Raw genomic sequence first — 19628 nt, 5'->3', positions numbered from 1 at the left:
TTGCTCCTTCATCCCTGACCTCATTCGTCAGGGATTTTTTTTGTCTATCCCCGGCTTTCGTCGGGCATTTCCGCGATTCGTCGGCCCCGATTCGGCATTCATCCGCATTGATTTTCAAATATTCGTTTGGAAACTGACTTTTGCATCAGACTTGGTACAAACCAAGCCCCTTTTGCACCCTAACCTGTATGGCCAATAGTTTGACTTCCCGGCAACGGTGGCAGTTATCCCTGACGCTCGCGTTCATCTACTCGATGACCGTGCTGTATGCCATCGTTCCTGATCCAATCCGTAGTTGGGAAGGACTGCTGCGATTATCAAATTTTGCCATCCCGCTGTGCCTGATTTCCTTCGGGCTTTTTGTGATCTGGCTGCGGATGGCGGACGGGATTCAGCAGAAAATTTTTCAGTATTTCGGTGAAAACTACCTGCTGGAATTTAGATTTCCCGCTCAGTTGGTTGCCCTGCTGGCTTCACTGGTACTGGCCGTCGTCTTTAACTGGACCCTGCACAAGTGCATTGGTTTTTTCATGGACTTTCGGTTTTGGCTGTTTCCTCCGCATCATACGCCGCCCCCGAAACGATCCCAGGAAGTATGGGGTTACGTCAGTCGGGCCAATAATGGCTTTTCTATCATGATTATGCTCGCGGCGTTCTACCTGATGGCAGCCATTCGGGCCACGCAACGCGTGCAGGAAATTCAGATTCGCTCGGAACGACTCGAAAAAGAGAATGTACAGGCTCAGTTTGCGGCCTTAAAGAATCAGGTCAATCCGCATTTTCTGTTCAATAGTCTGAGTATTCTTTCTTCAGTAGTGCACGTGGACGCGAATCTTTCCGAAAAATTCATCGCTCAGCTTTCCAAATCGTATCGGTATATTCTCGAACAGAAAGACAATGACCTGGTATCGCTGAAAACGGAAATTGAGTTTATCCAGTCGTACGCGTTTTTGCTGGGCATTCGGTTTCGGGAAAAATTCGAGGTACAGATTGACGTACCCGAAACCTCGCAACAGCGGTATAAAATTGCTCCATTGACGCTGCAATTGCTGGTCGAAAACGCCGTGAAGCATACCCGTATGTCGAGTAAGGAACCGCTAAGTGTACAGATCTATACGGAAGACGAAACTCTAATCGTCGAAAACGGACTCAAGCCCCGCCTGCAACCCGAAGTATCTACGGGGGTAGGTTTGAAAAATATTACGGCCCGGTACAGCCTGCTCACCGAACGTCCGGTGTGGTACGGTCCGGAACAGGACGCCTTTGTTGTTAAAATTCCTTTGCTGGTATGAACGTAGTCATCATTGAAGACGAATACCTGACGGCCGAACGGCTGGAAAATCTACTGCGTAAATACGACGCTTCGATTCAGGTACTGACGAAACTGCCTTCCGTATCCGAGGCCGTCGAATGGTTTCAGGAACACCCCGCTCCCGATTTGGCTTTCATGGATATTCACCTGGAAGACGGACTGGCCTTTGCCATTTTCGATCAGATTTCGCTAACGGTTCCGGTCATTTTCACCACGGCTTACGACGAATATACGATTCGGGCGTTCAAGGTAAATAGCGTCGATTATTTATTGAAACCGATTGATTATGAAGAATTAACGGCGGCTCTGGATAAATTCAAGTCCTTGCGTCAGCCCCTGCCGGATCTGAAAAATATTCTTCAGCTGATGCAGAAACCGCAGGAAACGGAGTACAAAAGTCGCTTCATGATTTCCATCGGTACGAAAATCCGGAGTGTTGAAACGGCTGATATTGCGTACTTCTTTTCGGAGGATAAAAGTACTTTTCTGGTCACGCAGGATGGTCAGAAGTTACCCGTAGAGTATAGTCTGGACAAGCTGAATCAGGTGACGGATCCGAAACGCTTTTTCCGGGTGAACCGGCAGTTTCTGGTGGCCTTTCCAGCTATTGAAACGATTCATACATACTCCGCTGGAAAACTGAAAGTAGACCTGGACCCGGAACCGAGAGCCGAAGTATTCGTGAGCGGCGACCGGATTACGGACTTTAAGGTGTGGCTGGGAAGGTGAGTGTAGTTTTCAGTTTGCCCCGTATTGCATACGGGGTTATGCACGTTGAACCCCTTCGGGGTTGGAGTATTCGGTTAAAGAGGGACGAATGGTGCAAGTTCCCAAACTTGTATCCACCCTCTGGCAGTTTCCAACAGCCACCTTCCATTTCGAGTTTATTTATAGAAATCCAGTAAAGTAGGCAGGACGCGTTGTCCGTAGCATCCGATACGGACATAAAAGTTGGCAGGCTATGCCTACCGGGTGGGCCAAGTGCCCCTGAAGGCTTGCAAAACCTTTCGCTCATTCCAATTCTTTCTAATTTCCTGTAAACGAGCAGATATACTTCGAACCTTCATCATCCTGGCAAAGCATTTCTGTTCACAAACACGGTTTCAGCTCCTGAACCAATCCAAGTACTTTTCGTCCAAAAACGAACAAGGTCTGGTAGTTTTGCCGGACCTTGTTGGTTTTTAATCTGTATATTCTTTACTGCCAGCCCCCACCTAAAGCCCGGTACAGGTTTACGACTGACTGCAACTGCTGCAATCGGTCGGATACGCTGTTTAGCTCGGCGGAAAGTAAGCTTTGCTGGGCTACGAGTACTTCCGTATAGTTCGCTGAACTGTACTTCAATAATTCTTTCGTGTAGTCAACGGAGCGGTTCAGGGCATTGAGCTGACGTCCGCGAATCATGGCTCGTTCCGTAGCCGTCTGGTACGCAAACAAGGCATCCGAAACTTCCTGTCCTGCCGTCAGCAGCGTCCGCTGAAAGCTCAGTAAAGCCTGTTCCTGATCGGCTTTGGCAATCCGTAAGCGGGCCACGTTAGCACCCCGGGCGAAGATCGGCTGAGCGATACCCGCCGCTATGTTTCCGAACATGGAAGCCGTCGAAAACAGATTTCCCAACGAAAGAGCGGAAAGACCGCCGTTACCCGTCAGGGTAAGTGAGGGATAAAAATACGTTCGGGCTGCGTTTGTCAATTCAAAAGTGCTCCGGTACGATAGCTCCGCTTCCTGCACATCCGGACGATTGCTGAGTAACTGAGCGGGTACCCCTACCTGTAAGCTCTCCATGGTCTGCTGCTCCTGCAACGTAGTACGCTTGATTGCACCGGGTGCACGGCCCAGCAATACGCTCAGGGCGTTTTCCGTTTCCCGAACCGTTTGCTTCAGCGAGGGAATCGTTACTTCAGCGGCATACTGACTCGCTTCGCTTTGTACGACGGCGGCTCCGGTTACGACGGCGGCCTCTTTCAAGGCCTGCATGGTCTCTACGTTCTGCTGCCAGATCTCCACGTTTTTCTGCGTAATGGCGAGCTGAGCATCCAAAGCCAGCAGGGAGTAGTAACTGTTGGCAATATCAGAAATCAGCTGGGTTTGAATAGCCCGACGCGTGGCTTCGCTCCGCAGTACCTGAGCTAGATTAGCCTTTCGGGTACTCCGCAGACGTCCCCAGATATCAGCTTCCCAACTGGCATTCACGTACAACTGAAATTGTTGTCTGGCAAAACCCGTCGCGGCACTGGGTACCTGAGGTACTTTAGCCGTTACTCCTGTTCCATTACCCGTTACGTTCGGAAAAAAAGCCATCCGACTCTGGTACAGATTGGCTTCGGCCACTTCGATTCGCGTCAGGGCGGCCTTCAAATCCAGGTTATTGTTCAGCCCTTCCTGAATCAATGCCTGCAGAGTCGTATCGGAAAACATGTTCCGCCAGGGCATATCTGCCAGCGTTGCGGTATCGGTCGCGGCCTGATCCCGGTACAAGCCCTCCGTCTTTCCCTTCGGACCTTCGTAGGGTTTTGTTATTCGACAGGCGGCAAGCACTTGCAGCAGTACCAGCACTGCGAACGCCTGCCACAAAAGTTTTCGATTCATAAATTTACTGGTCAATGGTAAGGGTACGGAAGGGTTCATCCAACATTTATCCTTCCGTACCATTTATATTAGTTTCCGGCCATCAGGTCGGCGTGTGATTTTTCCTCCGTTTTCAGTTGATCCGGCGTTCCACTGATGCGTTCCTGCAAAGACTGGAAGATGATGAACAGAACCGGAATCACGAAGACGCCAAACAGAGTACCAATCAACATCCCGCCGACGGCTCCCGTACCAATGGAACGGTTTCCTAAAGCTCCGGCCCCAGTAGAAACCGCCAGGGGTACCAGACCCAGAATGAAGGCAAAGGATGTCATCAGAATCGGGCGTAAACGGGCCTGGGCACCCTCTACGGCGGCCTGCACGATGCTCATGCCGTGTCGTCGTCGTTCGACGGCGTACTCCACAATCAAAATCGCATTCTTCGCCAACAGACCAATCAACATAATGAGCGTGATCTGGAGGTAAATGTTATTATTGATGTCGAAGAGGTTGGCGAAAATGAACGTTCCGGCCAGACCAACGGGCAGTGAAAGCAGTACCGCCAGGGGCAGAATGTAGCTTTCGTACTGAGCACTCAGCAGGAAGTACACGAAGACCAGACACAGGATAAAGATGTAAATGGTCTGTCCACCGCTGGTTAACTCTTCCCGGGTCATCCCCGAAAATTCGTAGCCGTATCCTTGGGGCAGCGTAGTCGCAGCCACTTCCTGAATCGCTTTAATGGCATCCCCGGAACTGTAACCCGGCTTCGGCGTACCCGTAATGGATACCGACGTGAAGAGGTTAAACCGGGTGATCGTTTCCGGTCCGTACACCCGCTCCATCGTCACGAATTCGGAAATGGGAGCCATCGTACCGCTCGTATTACGGATGTATACGGAATTCAGGTTCTGGGGACTGGCCCGGTACGCCGGATCAGCCTGAATCATCACCCGATATTGTTTACCAAACTGGTTAAAGTTGGAAGCGTACACCCCACCAAAATACCCTTGTAAGGCACTCAGTACGGCGTTGACCGTTAATCCGGCTTCTTTGGTACGGGCCACATTTACGTTGACCTGATACTGCGGGAACGTCGGGTTAAAGGTGGTCGTGGCAAATTGAATTTCCGGACGTTTCAACAAAGCGGCCATGAAATCTTTCTCGACCTGGAACAGCTTTTCGATGGTTCCACCTGCCCGGTCCTGCAACTGTAACTCAAACCCGTTGCTGGTACCAAAACCCTGAATGGTCGGTGGCGAGAAGAACACGATTTCAGCCCCGCGAATGTGAGCCGTTTTGGCAAACAGATCCCGGATTACGGCATTGTTATCCTTATCCGGGCGTTCTTTCCAGTCTTTCAACCCAATAATGACCATCCCGTATGAACTACCGTTCCCACTAATGATACTCCGTCCGGCCAGACGCGTCGTGAACCGTACGGCGGGCATTTCGCGGGCAATGCGGTCTACTTCATCCCCAATGGCCGTGGTACGCTCTACGGAAGAAGCCGGAGGTAGCGTAATGTTGGCGAAGATGGTTCCCTGATCTTCATTAGGAACGAAGCCCGAGGGCGTTGATCGAAGCAACCAGACGAAGATTCCAGCAAACACGGCAATACTGCCTAAGGCAATCCATTTTTTCGCTGAAAGGAAGGTTACTGAACGCTTGTACTTTTCCGTAACGGCATCAAAACCGGTATTGAACGCCGTGTAAAAACGCTGCATGAATCCTTTCTTGTGGTGCTCCTTGTTGTGCGGTTTCAGCAGCAGGGCACACAGGGCCGGACTCAGCGTCAGGGCGTTGATGGCCGAAAGAATAATCGAAATCGCCAGCGTTAACCCGAACTGTTTGTAGAATACCCCCGTCGAGCCACCGATAAAACTTACCGGTACGAATACGGCCGCCATCACCAGCGTAATGGAGATGATAGCTCCGCTGATTTCGCTCATGGCGTCGATGGAAGCCTTGCGGGCTGACTGATACCCTTCGTCGAGCTTGGCGTGCACGGCCTCCACTACGACAATGGCATCATCCACTACGATACCAATGGCCAGTACCAAAGCAAAGAGTGTCAACAAGTTAATCGTGAATCCAAACAGGTTCAGGAAGAAGAACGTACCAACAATCGCGACGGGTACAGCAATGGCTGGAATGAGCGTCGAACGGAAATCCTGCAGGAAGATAAATACCACGATAAATACAAGGATGAAGGCCTCGATCAGCGTGTGAATTACCTTTTCAATGGAAGCATCCAGGAAGTTGTTGGCGTTGAGTAGCTCGGCGTAGTGAACCCCGGAAGGGAATGATTTTTCCGCTTCCTTGATTACTTTCAGGGAGTTTTCGATGACTTCCTGAGCATTCGAACCCGCCGTCTGGTTAACCGCCAGAGCTACTGAAGGATACCCCTGCGACGTCGAAATACTGGCGTAGCTCTGGGCTCCCAATTCCACCCGGGCAATATCCCGTAATCGCAGTACCTGTCCACCCGGCGTCGAGCGAATAATCATGTTTTCAAACTGACCGGGGTCTTTCAGACGGCCCGGGTATTTGATGACGTACTGGAACGACTGGTCACTGCTTTCCCCGAACTGACCCGGAGCCGCTTCCACGTTTTGTTCCGCCAAAGCCGCTGATACGTCATCGGGGATAAGGCCGTACGTAGCCATCACGTCCGGTTTCAGCCAGATCCGCATGGCGTAATCCCGCAAACCGAACGCACTCGCATCCCCTACCCCGGTTACCCGTTTGAGCTGGGGTACGATGTTGATGTTGGCGTAGTTTTGCAAAAACGTAGCATCGTAGGCCTTGTTTTTACTGTACAGGGTAAAGATCAGTACGTTACTACTTTGCCGCTTGCTGGTGATTACCCCCGACCGCGTTACTTCCTGCGGTAGCAAACTCGTCGCCCGGGATACCCGGTTCTGCACGTTTACTGCAGCCAAATCAGGGTTCGTACCCAGTTTGAAGTAAATGGTAATGGTGGCGGTACCGTCGTTGGCTGCCGTAGAAGTCATATACATCATGTCTTCTACCCCGTTGATCTGTTCTTCCAGCGGTACAATCACACTGGACAGTACCACGCTGGCGTTGGCCCCCGTATACGTCGCCTGCACCTGTACGGTCGGCGGAGCAATTTCGGGGTACTGGGAAACGGGCAGGGTAATTAACCCCAGCACGCCCAGCATGACAATAATGATGGAGATAACGGTGGATAATACCGGCCGTTCAATGAATTTTCTAAACATATTAAATGAGGTTGTGCGTGGAAGGCTCCGGCGTCTGCCGCTAAGCCGTCTGCTCTAAACCGCTCTTACTTTCGCGTCGTATCGGCAGCAGTGGCCGTAGAATCCGCCTGCGGAGCCGCTGGCTTGATTTCCACGTCATCCCGTAAGGCGGTAATGCCCTCCGTAACTACCCGATCACCCGCTTTTAGTCCCTGTTGCACAATGAACGATTGTCCGTCGGTCGTGGGTCGTACCTGAATTTCCACACTCTTCACTTTATTACCCTCAACCACCTGATACACCAGACGTTTGCCCTGCAATTCGTACGTAGCTTTCTGGGGAATCAGCAGAGCGTTATCAATGTGGGAAGAAACCCGCACCTGACCCGTACTCCCACTCCGCAGGAACCTTCGGGGTTGGGGAACGTCGCCCGGAAGTTGGCCGAACCCGTTTCGGTACTGATCAGACCGCTGGCCGTTTCGACACGACCTTTGTGCGAGTATACCGTTCCATCAGCCAGTACTAGCGATACCGCCGGTAAAGTGGCCAACCGTTGCTGGAGCGTATTTCCTTTTACGTCGCGGAAGAAGTCCAGTAATTGTTTCTCATTGAGGGAAAAGTAGGCGTACACGTTGCCCGTATTGGCTACGGTTGTTAGCGGCGTCGTTGTGGTGGGGCTTACTAAACTACCCAACTTGAGGGGCAGCAGACCAATGACACCATCCACCGGACTCACCACTTTCGTGTAACTCAGGTTCGTATTGGCATTCGCCAGCGTAGCCTTGGCCTGAGCCAGAGCTGCCTGCCGGGATTGCAGGGTGTACTCCGCCGACTCCAGCTCGTAGTGACTAATGATGTCTTTCTCCACGAGAGGTTTCACTTTGTTCACCTGCATCTGAGCCGCATTCACGTCGGCCTGAGCAATTTTGATGCTGGCCTGAGCCGTGCGTACTTCCTGCTCGTACTGGGGAGCACTGATGCGGAAGAGTACCTGTCCTTTACGAACCAGGGCTCCTTCGTCTACGTAAATGTGATCAATATAGCCGTCGATTTTCGGTCGGATTTCTACGTTTTGCTGGCCCTGCATGGTTGCCGGATAGTCGGTATACACATCCGTGGGTTGAGCGGCTACCGTAATAACGGGATATTCTTTAGGAGCTGCCGGGGCTTGTTGTGCCCCCTGCTTCTGTTCATCTTTTTTTCCGCAAGCCACGGCCAGTACCAATAGGCAGAGACCCATTTTTCCAGCGAGCCTGGTTCGGAAAGACGACGATTGAGATGGGATGAAATGCATTACTCTCAGCTATTAAAACTTGTATTATACCAGGAATGACAACCAACCATTTGAAAAATTTGTTTCCTCTCCTTTCTCACAACCATCGATTGTCCGATTCCGACACCCAAAAGAAGCCCCAAAATCTGTCGAAAATCTGACGGATTGCCCAATTTGTCAACCTTATTGACCAATTTGTCGATTATTAAAAAATTGTAATTTTTATTTTTGCCAGTGAATCCGAATCACGTGTTGCGAGTGCTGGTAGGCATACGCACAATGAAAGTCGAGCGTTTCACAAATCGCTTCTACAATGGCGAGTCCCAACCCCAGTCGGCCATTATCCGTAGACTTGGTATGATACCGGGCAAATAAATCCTCGGTCCTCCCCTCCACGACTGATCCGGTATTACTCATCTCAAAGCCACGGCTCGTCAGACTGATGGTAATTTCTCCCTGATTTACATTGTGTTGCACGGCATTTCGCAGCAGATTATCTACTAAAATCCGTACCAGTTCTTCGTTGGTGCTGAGCAATACGGGCGTATCTGCCTGCAAGGTCACGGTGAGGTTGCGGTACTCGATGAGTTCTTCGTAGGTTTCCAGGCTTTCCCGGACTAGTTCATTGAGATTGATTTCCTTTTTTTCAATGTTGCCAGCGTACTGAATGCTGCGGATTCGGGATAGTAGATTGAGTCCTTTATGGATACCCGACAGCCGGACAATCGTCTTTTTAATGTCCAGCAGCTCCTTCCGGTTTTCCGACTCCAGACTGGTTCGCTTCAGAATCAGTTCGACTTTAGCCAGCAGAATACTCAGGGGTGTTTGCAGCTCGTGAGCCGTATTTTCGGTAAACTCCCGCAATTGATTGTAAGCACTCTGGGTCTTGGTCGTGAAATCCAGAATGGCCTGATTGAACAATTCAAACTCCCGGATGTGCGTATCTTTCAGTTGCAGCGGCTCCTTGTTGCGAATGTGATACGAGTTAATCCGTCGGAGATTCTGATAAAAAGGCCGCCAGAGATTGTACGAAACCCGGTTGAGATTAAACTGGAAAAAGCCCCAGTTCAGCAGGAAGAATAAGATCAGTGAGAAGGCCACCGCAAACCAAACCGCCTCATTTTCAGGACCACCCGGTTCATTTAGCTCGATTTTGGTAATCTTCAGTTCGTACCAGCGATTTTTGATTTTGGCCGTCGTCGTGAATTCCTTGATCCGCTTGTTGTTCAGGTGCTGATTAAAAAAAAGGATCGACCAGAAATCGCTGTCCACGGTCACGACGTCGAAGAAATGGTATTCGAAGTAGGAATACGGTTTGGTATCCGGTGGAAGGGGCCGGTAAGAAACGCCCTCTGTTTTGGGAAACGAACCCGTCAGTTCCACGTACGAAACCACCTCCTCGGCCTGAGCCTTGAACCGGTTTCGATAAATGACTTTATAGTAAAAATCAATGACCAGGTTGTTGAATAAAATCGTCAGGACGAGCAGAATGGGCAGGGCTACAACGTAGACCTTCTTGATCTTCGTAATGAAGCGTTTACTGTACTGATTAATTGCCATCGGATTTCTTTAAGGTATAGCCCATGCCGTACATCGTCACGATGCTGACTTCACAACCTTCTTTCTTGAGTTTCTGCCGGAGGTTTTTGATATGGGTGTAGATGTAATCGAAAGAATCAACCATATCAATATCGTCCTTCAGGACGTAGTCGGACAGCGACTCTTTGGAAACCGTCCGGTTTTTATTCACCAGCAAATAATACAGAATCCGTAACTGACTGTGCGTCAGCTTTAGTTCCTGCCCGTTTACGCGTACCTGATTCGTAGCCAGATCGTACGAGAGGTTGTGATACACCAGCTCTTCGGAGTCCTGGGGGTAGCGGCGGCGAATGATACTGCGGATCCGGGCCAGTAGTTCATCGAGGTGAAAAGGCTTTACCAGATAATCATCGGCCCCGAGGTTAAGGCCGCGTAATTTGTCGTCCAGGCTATTCCGTACCGAGATGATCAGTACACCCGGATGCGAGTCCATACTCTGGATATCGCCGAAAAGATCGAAACCCAGTCCACCGGGCAAATTGATGTCCAATACGACAATATCATAGATTTTATCCGCCAGTTTTTCGCGGGCTTCCTGAAACGATAATGCCGTTTCGCAGGAAAAACCTTCCTGCACCAACGCCGAACGAATGCTGTCGGATAACAACGTTTCGTCTTCTACCAGTAGAATCTTCATAGGTCATTTCCAAAGTTCTGATCCCTAAATAACGCATCAATTCTGTCTAAAATCTGTGCATCCCCTCGTCCCCGCTTTCTTCCGGCGGAAATGGGCATTCGTCCGTTCGAAGGCGGCACTCGGTAAGATTCATTTCCTGGCCCCAGGGATTGGTATCACTTTTGTATCGTTCCTTTCCTGGACCAAAAGCAATGAAACGATACGTATTTACCCTATCCTTTGGAGCCCTATTCGGTTTGAGTCACGGTTACGCACAAGTACCCATCGACTCCCTTTCTGTACAGCCGGTCGCTGCCGACTCCACGCAGCCCGCTGCTCCTAAAAATCCCGTGGTGACGGGATTCCTGGTTGACTCTACCGGCGGCAAACCCGTAGAATTTGCCAGCGTTGCCTTATTCAACCGATCGACCAACCAACTGGTAACGGGCACGGTGGCCGATGGTAAGGGTCAGTTTACGATCAGTAACGTGACCCCCGGTAACTACCGCCTGCAAATTTCATTTGTGGGATACGAAACCAAATCGATTGAGCCGCTGAACGTTATTCAGGATGTAACGCTGGGTGTCATCAAACTAACAGGCGATTCCAAAACGCTTCAGGAAGTTACCGTAACGGGTCAGAAAGCCTTGATTGAGGAAAAGGTAGACCGCCTGGTTTATAACGCCGAAAAAGACATCTCCTCCAAAGGGGGTGACGCTTCCGATATTTTACGCAAAGTACCCATGCTTTCGGTCGATCTGGACGGAAACGTTTCGATGCGGGGTAGCAGTAACATTCGCGTACTGATCAATAACAAACCTTCCACGATTGTCGCCAGTAGTGTAGCGGATGCTCTCAAGCAGATTCCCGCCGACCAGATTGCTACGGTGGAAGTCATCACTTCACCTTCGGCCAAATACGACGCGGAAGGTTCCGGCGGGATCATCAACATCATCACGAAGAAAAATAACTTACAGGGTTTCAACCTGAACCTGGATACGGGCGTGGGTAACCGGGGAGCGAACCTGGGCCTGAACGGTAACTATCGGCAGGGAAAAATGGGCTTCACGCTGGGCGGCTTTGGCCGGGCGGAGTACAACGTCAAAACGCTCTCTACGCTCGATCAAACCAGTCAGGTGGGTGGTAATACCCTCCTGTCGCGTCAGACGGGCGAAGGCATGACCCGCGGTTTGATGGGCCGCTACAACCTGGGCTGGGATTACGATATTTCCAAAAACCAGAGCATTACGGCCGGTATTCGCTACGGCCTGCGGAACCGGAATGTCGATCAGGATTACCTGACGGAACTGTTTACCAACGGAACTATGACGGGTACGCAAAACCGGAACGTCACGACGAAAAACAATTCGGGTACCATTGATGCCAACATTGACTACCTGCACATTTTCAAGCCTCAGCAGGAATGGAGTGTATCGGCGTTGTACAGCCGTAACGACATGGTGAACAACTTCGACGCTGATCTGCTCTCGGGAGAATCCCTGACGGGTCGTCAGCGAAATCTGAATGATAACGTCAATCAGGAGTTTACCCTGCAAACCGATTACCAGACGCCCATCCAGAAAAACCAGATGCTGGAATTTGGTTTGAAAGGTATCATGCGGAAAGTGAACAGTGATTACGAGTACCTGCTGGCTGGACCTACGGGCAACTATTTCCCGCAGGAAAATAATCCCAAAGGTTTCCTGGATTACAACCAGAACATTGCCGCGGGTTACGCCTCCTACACGTATACGACGAAAAACAAGTACACCTTCAAAGTTGGTACGCGGTACGAGTACACGGCTATCGACGCCCGCTCGAATACCGATGCGTCCATCGCCATTCCGAATTACAGCAATTTCGTACCAAGCCTTAACATCTCCAAAGCCTTAAAAACGGGGATGGTGAAACTGGCCTACAACCGCCGGATTCAGCGTCCGGGGATTCAGCAGCTGAACCCTAACTTCAACGCCGCCAACCCCCAGAACGTAACGATGGGAAATCCCTTGTTACGCCCGGAGTTGACGGACAACGTGGAGCTGGGCTACAGCAATACTTTCAACAAAGCCTTCTTCAATGCGGCGGTGTTTGGTCGGTTTACCAACAACTCGATTACGCAGGTTCGGACGCCCCTCGATACACTGGCCGGAGCCATCCTGACGACGTTCGAAAACATTGGTTCAGAACATGCTTTAGGGGTCAACCTGTTTTTCAAGTATGACCTCTCGTCCAAGTTCAGCCTCGACTTCTTTACGAACAGTTACTATACCAAACTTCAGGGTACGACTACAGGACTGGACGGTTTGTCGATTAACATTGAAAATTCGGGCGTCAACGTCGATTTTGGTAGCCGTATCCAGGCGACCCTGGGTAAGGGATGGGGTATTCAGGGCTTCGGTATGATGCGGGGACCGCAGGTACAATTACAGGGTCGGATGGCCGGTTTTGGGTTCTATAACTTAGGTATCCGGAAAGATTTCGCCAACAAGAAAGGCAGTATTGGTATTGCGGCCGAGAACTTCCTGTCGTCCAACATTCGGATGAAAACGGAGCTGACGTCGCCACAGTTTACGCAGGTCAACAACATGTACATGTACAACCGGGGTGTACGGCTGACTTTCAGTTACAAGATTGGCAAAATGAGTATGCAGGCTCCCCGCCGCCGGGCAAAATCCATCCAGAACGACGACGTGAAAGATGGGGGTGGAAATGATACTGGAGCAGGCATGCAGAACGGTAGTGGCGGCCAGTCTTCGGGCGGTAGTACACCTTCCGGCGGAGCACCCGCTGGCGGTGGTAAACCAACGACCAGCCCGAAAAAATAAAATTCGTTTTTTTTTAATACATAGAGTTCATCGTCAAAAGCCTCCGGTTGTACTGGGGGCTTTTACTGTTTATTAGCTGTTTTTGGCTAATTCACTTGAAGTATGTATCTTGTCTAAAGTCAGGTATTGTGCGAATTTTCATATTTTACTAAAGCTATGATTATTTATTCCTCTAAAATAGGCTTTGAACTCGTCTTTCCGATTTCGATTCTCTGTCTTGGCCTAGCAAGCTTTATGGCTTACCAGGGAATCTGGGTTGGATTGGGAATCATCCTGCTTTGCTCGCTCTTTATCATTTATACTTTTTCTACGACTGTCTACCAGATGGATACCGATACACTCAGGATTAGCTCTGGCTTTTTCTTTCAGGAATGCATTGAAATTAAGTCCATTCGAAAAGTCTCCAGATCCGGAAATATCATCCAGTCTCCCGCCCTATCGCTGGACCGGATTGAGCTGATTTACAATCGCTTTGACAGTATTCTTCTTTCGCCCAGGGATAAAGCAGGTTTCGTGGCGGAGCTTTTGAAACGGAATCCCAGTATTGAAGTCCAACTATAAAAACATTGCGAGTAGCCAGATCTTACGTACAGGATCCTGCCTACTCGCAATGAATGGAAAACTTCGCTACTTAATAATTTTCAACCGGCTCTGCACCGCCACATTCCAGACGTCCAGTTCCCCCTCTACTTTCCGAATCATTTCTTCGGGGTAATTATCATGCTTGAGTAGTTTAATAATCTCCTGTCGCTGGAAATTGATTACTTCCAGTTCACTAAAAATATACTGCTTGAATTGATCATTACGGGTTTTTAAAGACGGCTGTATGCCATCCGTAGGAAGCGAGCCGTTCAGGTAACGGATCTGTTGTTCAAAACGATTTTTCAGTCCATTGTGAATGAATTCGTTTCCACCCAACACTGGTAGTTCCTTCTCAATAAACGTCATCGCCTGACGAGCCATGTGCAGACGCAGTTTCCGTTCAAGAGCCGCTTCTTTTTCGGTATCTTCTTTCACATTAAAATGACGAACGAAGAACGGCAACGTTAAGCCCTGTAACACCAGCGTGACCAGAATCACAATAAAGGCCAGAAAGAGAACCACATCCCGATTAGGAAAGGCATTGCCGTTTTGCAAGGTCAGCGGCAGGGCTAAAGCCGTGGCCAGTGATACCACGCCCCGCATACCCGCCCAGCCGATGATGAAGAGTTCGCCCTTGCTCTTGATGGTAGCTTCGTTGGCAAAGCCGAATCGCATGGAAAATTTGGAGATTACAAACAGCCAGGCCATTCGAATGAATATAGCCGCCGCACTCACGAGTAATCCATAGAGGATGAGGTGCGTCATCGAATACTCGGTGATGCCTTCCAGCAGCCAGGGTAGCTGTAAGCCAATGAGAATGAAGACAAAACCGTTGAGCAGAAAGCCCAGCAGTTCCCAGAAATTGTTACTCAGCATGCGGCCCTGGTACGAAAACACTTCCGACGAACGCCAAGAAACGTACAGCCCCGTAGCCACGACCGACAATACCCCCGATACCTTGATGTGTTCGGCAAAAAGATAGGAAACAAAGGGAATCATCAGGTTCAAACTGGCTTCAACGGTTGCATTGCCCTGTACCTTTCGCAAGGCCCACACAAAGGCGTACCCGATGGCCAGTCCGGCCAGTACGCCTCCAATTGCCAAGATCACAAACTGAATGCTAGCCTGCCACAAAATGAAACTGCCACTGGCGACGGCTGCGACGGCGTACCGGTATGCAATCAGAGCTGAAGCATCGTTCACGAGGCTTTCGCCTTCGAGAATGACGGTCGTACGACGGGGCATTCCCAATCCCTTGGTCGCACTGGTTGCGGCAACAGCATCGGGCGGCGATACAATAGCTCCGAGCACAAAGGCCAGCGGCCAGTCGAAGCCCGGAATGCAGTAATGAGCGACGACGGCTACTACGGTGGTCGTCAGAAAAACCAAACCAATCGCCAGACGACTGATGGGTTTACGATACGTTTTTAAATCATGCCAGGAGATTTTCCAGCTGGCTTCGTATAGCAAGGGGGGAAGAAAAATCAGGAATACCACTTCGGGGTCCAGCCGGACGTTCGGCAAACTGGGCGTAATTCCAACGAATAGACCGCCTAACACCAGTAGTACCGGATAGGGCAGCTTCATTTTGGGAGCCAAAGCCGCCAGCCCCGCCAGTATGGCCATTAAAATGAGTATAGGTTCGAGTATTTCCATGGGGATTTGAAGGGTAGTAGTACTAAGTAATCTATTAATACAAGAAAGCCCACCCCCGGAAAGTTCCGTTGAGCGGGCTAATTATAGACAGAAAATTGAACCATACAACCTATACGTCAATAGATTAATAGGGCTTTTTTCTAGAAGCATTACAAAGCTACGGTACCGGCCACTACCTGGTGATAAGCCAGATCCATTTTCCAAACCTTCGACCCATATCGACAGAGGATGCTTTGCGTTTTTCCGGCTTCCAAGCTCGGACGGGCGGCAGCAACTACTACGAGTTTATTTCCCAGCAAAGCTCCCCGGACCCCTATGGGATTGGGATTGGTGTACATCCACTGAAATTGACGAAGGCCCAGATCGTAGGCTTTCTCTTTCCAGGTACGGGAATCGTCCGTCCAGCTTTCGCCGTCGTCGAGCGAAAATTCAATCTTGAGGTTATACTGTGTCTTCGGATTTTCCCAGAATTCGTTAAACTGCGAAGCCCGCCACTTGCCCGCCTCAAAAGCAAAATCAGCGGCATTGAGTGGCTCGCCCGGATTCCAGCTGCAAATGCCCCCACCGGATTTACCGGCTCCGCTCACCAGAAACCACAGGGGCAGCGACTCGCAGACGTGCGGGGCAATCATCTCCAGATTGCCACCCTCGTAACGGGTCATCACCCAGCTAAAACCCTTGTAATTTTTTCCGGTAAAGGCGGCTCGCTCGTCGAGCCATTTCAGGCATTGCCGCATATGTAAACTACTCCGGGCGGCGTAATCTTCAAAGCTGGCATATGCTTTATCGGGGCCAATCAAAGCCTCTTCGTAGTGAGCATAAGGCATCATTTCAAAGAAGGTAAAACCGGCTTCTTTGTAAAGCTGATGTCGGGTTTCACCCCCTACTATTTCATACGGCTGGTCGGGACCGCCCTTGCCTTCGGGGTACAAATTGGCTTTTCCCGACGCATACATGGCAAACTCCACATTCGGATGCTGTTGTCGAACCAGCCGAACTCCCTCCGCCAGCACCTGATTATTTTTCCAGGCGGCCGGAAAACCTTCCAGATCCAGATCGAAAAACACCCGGGCGTTACCCCAGCCAAAGCGATAGGCTCTCGACCACCACCAGCCCGTCAGGAAATCGCGTACCTGCTCGGGACTTACGGTCACCGGATTGGTCCACAAGCCATGTAAAGGGCCTGATTTCTTACACATGTCATCGTCGCCCAGCATTTCGTACAGGCCCGTCCCCGGCGGCAGGGTTTGCAGAAATGCTTTAGCCTGTTCTACGGTAATTTGCTGGGTATCTGCCTGACCCACCACGGACCGGATTGGGAAATAGGTATTGCCCTTCCGGACAAAATCTCGCTCTTTTTCCAGTTCGGGAAGCAACATCGCCATCCAGAACGATCCTTTGGGCATCCGGAAATTTGGTATCTCGGAAAGGTCCAGCTGTGTGATTTTCAACGGATCAACCGCCTGGAATGGTACGGATGTGCGTTCTGCTGCGTTCGAGCAGGCCTGCAAAACTAAGGCCAGCGTTAGTAAAAACGGGAAAGAAAATTTCATACAGGGAAGGTTATTCATGAATCCGAACGCTCAAAGCTACGTACTTCGTATACAACAGAAGCGGATGGCAGGGCTTCTTTTCCTACCATCCGCTTCTGTATCAAGAACAAAATAACTACTGGGTTACTTCGAAGAAATCGCCTTTGTTCCAGCTCGGCCGTACCGGATTCTGGGCAATCAGGTAGCTGATGAGGAAATTCACCTGCACGTATTTCCGTCCCGCCGACCATACGAAGGAATCGTTCAGGTTATCGGAAACCTTATGGTAATTCGCATCCCGCCAGATTTTTACTTTTTCAGCCAGATTCAAAGCCGGATTCGCTTTCGCGTACCCGTACTTGATGTGCAGGGCCGGAATGCCCGCTTTCACGAAATTGTACTGGTCACTTCGGACAAAGCGGCCTTCGCTCGGATCAGGATCGGGTTCAACCTGCAGGTTCACGGCTTTAGCGGCTTCTTCGACCACTTTCTGCAAACTACTATGTTCAGCTCCTAGCGGGGCTACGGATTCCAGCGGAGCCAGCAATGTGGGCATGTCGGTGTTAATATCCGCTACGATCTGTCGTTTGGGAACGGTCGGAAAAGCGGTGAAGTAACCCGAGCCCAATAAGCCCATTTCTTCGGCCGTCACCATCAGAAACAGCAGGGAACGTTTGGGCTTTTCTTTGAGATTGGCGTAAGTACGGGCCATTTCCAGAGCACAGGCCACGCCGGAAGCATTATCGTGGGCTCCGTTGTAAATCGAGTCTCCGTTAACGGGCTTACCCGTACCCAGGTGATCCAGGTGAGCGGAATGAATGACGTACTCTTTCTTCAGTTTTGAATCGGAGCCTTCGATTTTGCCAATGACGTTGTAACTGAGCATGTTGGTGAACGTGCTTTCGTAGTGACCACTGATTTTGCTTTTCAGGGGCTGACTTACGTACTCACCCCGCTCGAGTTTCAGCCAGAGTGCGTCCAGGGCAATACCTTCGGCCTGCATCAATTGTTGCAGGGCTTGTACCGACAGTCCTCCAGCGACCTGAATTTTTCCACCCAGAGCCGCAGCCGAACTCACGCGTTCCCCCGATTTGGATACAGAAGCATTGATCCCGTTCAGGCTATAATTGGTAGCGGAAGATCGGAACAGAATGGGACTATTGGTGTAATTACAAACCAGTACGCCGATCGCTCCGTGCTTGGCCGCGAAGGTCTGAGCCGTAGCCGGATACCCCAGGTGTAACTTCACATTAGCGGGTACATTTTCGGGAATTTTCCGTAGTACCACCACGATTTTACCCTTCACATTTACATTCCGGTAATCGTCAAAATTGATCTGTGGCGTATCAAAACCGGCCCCAACGAATACCAGCGGAGCGTTGAAATCAACGGTAGTTTTTTCGGGATGAGGCGTGAAGACGAAGTCTACCCCCCATTTCAGGGACTTTTGTTCGCCCGACGGCAAGGTCAGCGTCAGGGAAGCCGTCTCGGGTTTGATTTTGGAATTTCGCAGGTATACTTCCTGCAGATAACCACCTTTTTCGCCAGCGGGCTGTAAACCCATTTTCTTATACTGTTCTACGATATAATCGGCGGCCATTTTGTAACCCGGTGCACCCGCCTTTCGGCCCAGCAACTTGTCATCGGCCAGATACGCCACGTGGGCTTTGATGCGATTGGAATCAATGGTATTGATTTCGGTCAGAATCGACTGGGGAATCTGGGCGGAGGCGGTTAGGGAAACGAGAAACAGCCCAAGGAATTTTTTAATCATGCCTGATAGAGTGCTCAAGTGGAAATCGTGCGATGAAGCGAACATGCAAGATACAAAAATTTAACGTTAGCAGCAGCTCCTCATTCAGGGGTGTTAGGATAAAATCTGTTCATGCTTTGGGTCCTCACCGTAGGCGTTGGGTCCGGGATCGCCTTCCGCAAAGAGCATCCACAGGCCATAGAACGGAATGAGCTGAAACCAGCCACTGTTTCCCCGGTCGTGGCATCGTTTCGCCCCCTGAGCAAACCAGAACCAGGCAATGGGCAGGACGATACTCAGCCACATTACGCCCTTCAGGGTCATTAAATCATACAGAGACATTTTTCCAAACAGGGCATTCAGCCCCATCGTTATGAGCCAGTGGAACAGTACGGTTAGGCCATACTCCAGGCGGCGAATACGCCCTTCGAAGGAAAACGGATGTTTGAACATAACAATAGGTTGATTGATAAGAGGTTGAGCTAAATTATGAAATAGATGAATGTCTGGAAACATCGGTTTTATAAAGGGTAATTTAATGATCTTATTGTCGTTTTCTGGCTTGTTTCAGGTAACAGTTAGTAGGAAATATTTTGTCCCGCTAAAACAGCTGGTCTTCTAGTCTCTATGTATTTCATGGAATCAATTGACGTAGCGAGGTCAGCCGTGAACTACTCAGAAACGA

14 protein-coding genes are annotated in these 19628 nt (G+C 50.3%); 4 read left to right on the top strand and 10 right to left on the bottom strand.

What is annotated here, in order from left to right:
* The first annotated feature begins 188 nt into the window (after nt 1-188).
* Together BWI97_RS05410 and BWI97_RS05405 are read left to right on the top strand one after the other, a co-directional pair.
* Nucleotides 189-1292 (top strand): sensor histidine kinase, encoded by a 1104-nt coding sequence (locus tag BWI97_RS05410; RefSeq protein ID WP_094809159.1) that lies wholly within the window; start codon nt 189-191, stop codon nt 1290-1292.
* A complete protein-coding gene (locus BWI97_RS05405; protein ID WP_102200285.1) occupies nt 1289-2041 on the top strand; it encodes a LytTR family DNA-binding domain-containing protein in 753 nt (250 codons plus the stop codon). The genes BWI97_RS05410 and BWI97_RS05405 overlap by 4 nt, the downstream gene beginning before the upstream one ends.
* Before the next feature lie 468 nt (nt 2042-2509).
* Here the strand turns inward: BWI97_RS05405 and BWI97_RS05395 are convergent, their stop codons facing one another.
* The 6 genes from BWI97_RS05395 to BWI97_RS05375 all read right to left on the bottom strand — a co-directional run bounded on the left by BWI97_RS05395 (nt 2510) and on the right by BWI97_RS05375 (nt 10616).
* Complete coding sequence (locus BWI97_RS05395; RefSeq protein WP_094809193.1) at nt 2510-3901, bottom strand: efflux transporter outer membrane subunit; 1392 nt, start codon at nt 3899-3901, stop codon at nt 2510-2512.
* 68 nt (nt 3902-3969) lie between these two features.
* The gene (locus tag BWI97_RS05390; RefSeq protein ID WP_102200283.1) at nt 3970-7128 is read right to left on the bottom strand and encodes an efflux RND transporter permease subunit; all 3159 of its coding nucleotides are present in this window, start codon (nt 7126-7128) and stop codon (nt 3970-3972) included.
* Nucleotides 7129-7193: 65 nt separating this feature from the next.
* Nucleotides 7194-7487 (bottom strand): hypothetical protein, encoded by a 294-nt coding sequence (locus tag BWI97_RS28025; RefSeq protein ID WP_199181989.1) that lies wholly within the window; start codon nt 7485-7487, stop codon nt 7194-7196.
* Nucleotides 7451-8347 (bottom strand): efflux RND transporter periplasmic adaptor subunit, encoded by an 897-nt coding sequence (locus BWI97_RS05385; RefSeq protein WP_199181988.1) that lies wholly within the window; start codon nt 8345-8347, stop codon nt 7451-7453. The genes BWI97_RS28025 and BWI97_RS05385 overlap by 37 nt, the downstream gene beginning before the upstream one ends.
* A gap of 255 nt (nt 8348-8602) precedes the next feature.
* Nucleotides 8603-9940, bottom strand: a complete 1338-nt coding sequence (locus BWI97_RS05380; protein WP_102200282.1) for a HAMP domain-containing sensor histidine kinase — start codon at nt 9938-9940, stop codon at nt 8603-8605.
* The gene (locus BWI97_RS05375; RefSeq protein ID WP_102200281.1) at nt 9930-10616 is read right to left on the bottom strand and encodes a response regulator transcription factor; all 687 of its coding nucleotides are present in this window, start codon (nt 10614-10616) and stop codon (nt 9930-9932) included. The genes BWI97_RS05380 and BWI97_RS05375 overlap by 11 nt, the downstream gene beginning before the upstream one ends.
* Before the next feature lie 191 nt (nt 10617-10807).
* Here BWI97_RS05375 and BWI97_RS05370 point away from each other — a divergent pair, with 191 nt between their 5' ends.
* Nucleotides 10808-13420, top strand: a complete 2613-nt coding sequence (locus tag BWI97_RS05370) for a TonB-dependent receptor domain-containing protein (RefSeq protein ID WP_102200280.1) — start codon at nt 10808-10810, stop codon at nt 13418-13420.
* A 234-nt stretch (nt 13421-13654) separates the two neighbouring features.
* Nucleotides 13655-13981, top strand: a complete 327-nt coding sequence (locus BWI97_RS05365) for a PH domain-containing protein (RefSeq protein ID WP_158242692.1) — start codon at nt 13655-13657, stop codon at nt 13979-13981.
* A 66-nt stretch (nt 13982-14047) separates the two neighbouring features.
* On the opposite strand, the gene BWI97_RS05360 is transcribed toward BWI97_RS05365, so the two are convergent.
* The 4 genes from BWI97_RS05360 to BWI97_RS05345 all read right to left on the bottom strand — a co-directional run bounded on the left by BWI97_RS05360 (nt 14048) and on the right by BWI97_RS05345 (nt 19396).
* The gene (locus BWI97_RS05360; protein WP_102200278.1) at nt 14048-15658 is read right to left on the bottom strand and encodes a Na+/H+ antiporter; all 1611 of its coding nucleotides are present in this window, start codon (nt 15656-15658) and stop codon (nt 14048-14050) included.
* Nucleotides 15659-15807: 149 nt separating this feature from the next.
* Complete coding sequence (locus tag BWI97_RS05355) at nt 15808-17211, bottom strand: hypothetical protein (protein WP_102200277.1); 1404 nt, start codon at nt 17209-17211, stop codon at nt 15808-15810.
* Nucleotides 17212-17326: 115 nt separating this feature from the next.
* Nucleotides 17327-18964 (bottom strand): M20/M25/M40 family metallo-hydrolase, encoded by a 1638-nt coding sequence (locus BWI97_RS05350; protein ID WP_094809148.1) that lies wholly within the window; start codon nt 18962-18964, stop codon nt 17327-17329.
* Between the two features lie 93 nt (nt 18965-19057).
* The gene (locus tag BWI97_RS05345; RefSeq protein WP_102200276.1) at nt 19058-19396 is read right to left on the bottom strand and encodes a DUF805 domain-containing protein; all 339 of its coding nucleotides are present in this window, start codon (nt 19394-19396) and stop codon (nt 19058-19060) included.
* Between the last annotated feature and the right edge of the window lie 232 nt (nt 19397-19628).

It is taken from the genome of Siphonobacter sp. BAB-5405 (assembly GCF_002872335.1).
Taxonomy (GTDB): Bacteria; Bacteroidota; Bacteroidia; order Cytophagales; family Spirosomataceae; genus Siphonobacter.
Note: the sequence above shows the minus strand (reverse complement) of the source record. Positions and strands in the feature narration are given on the sequence as shown.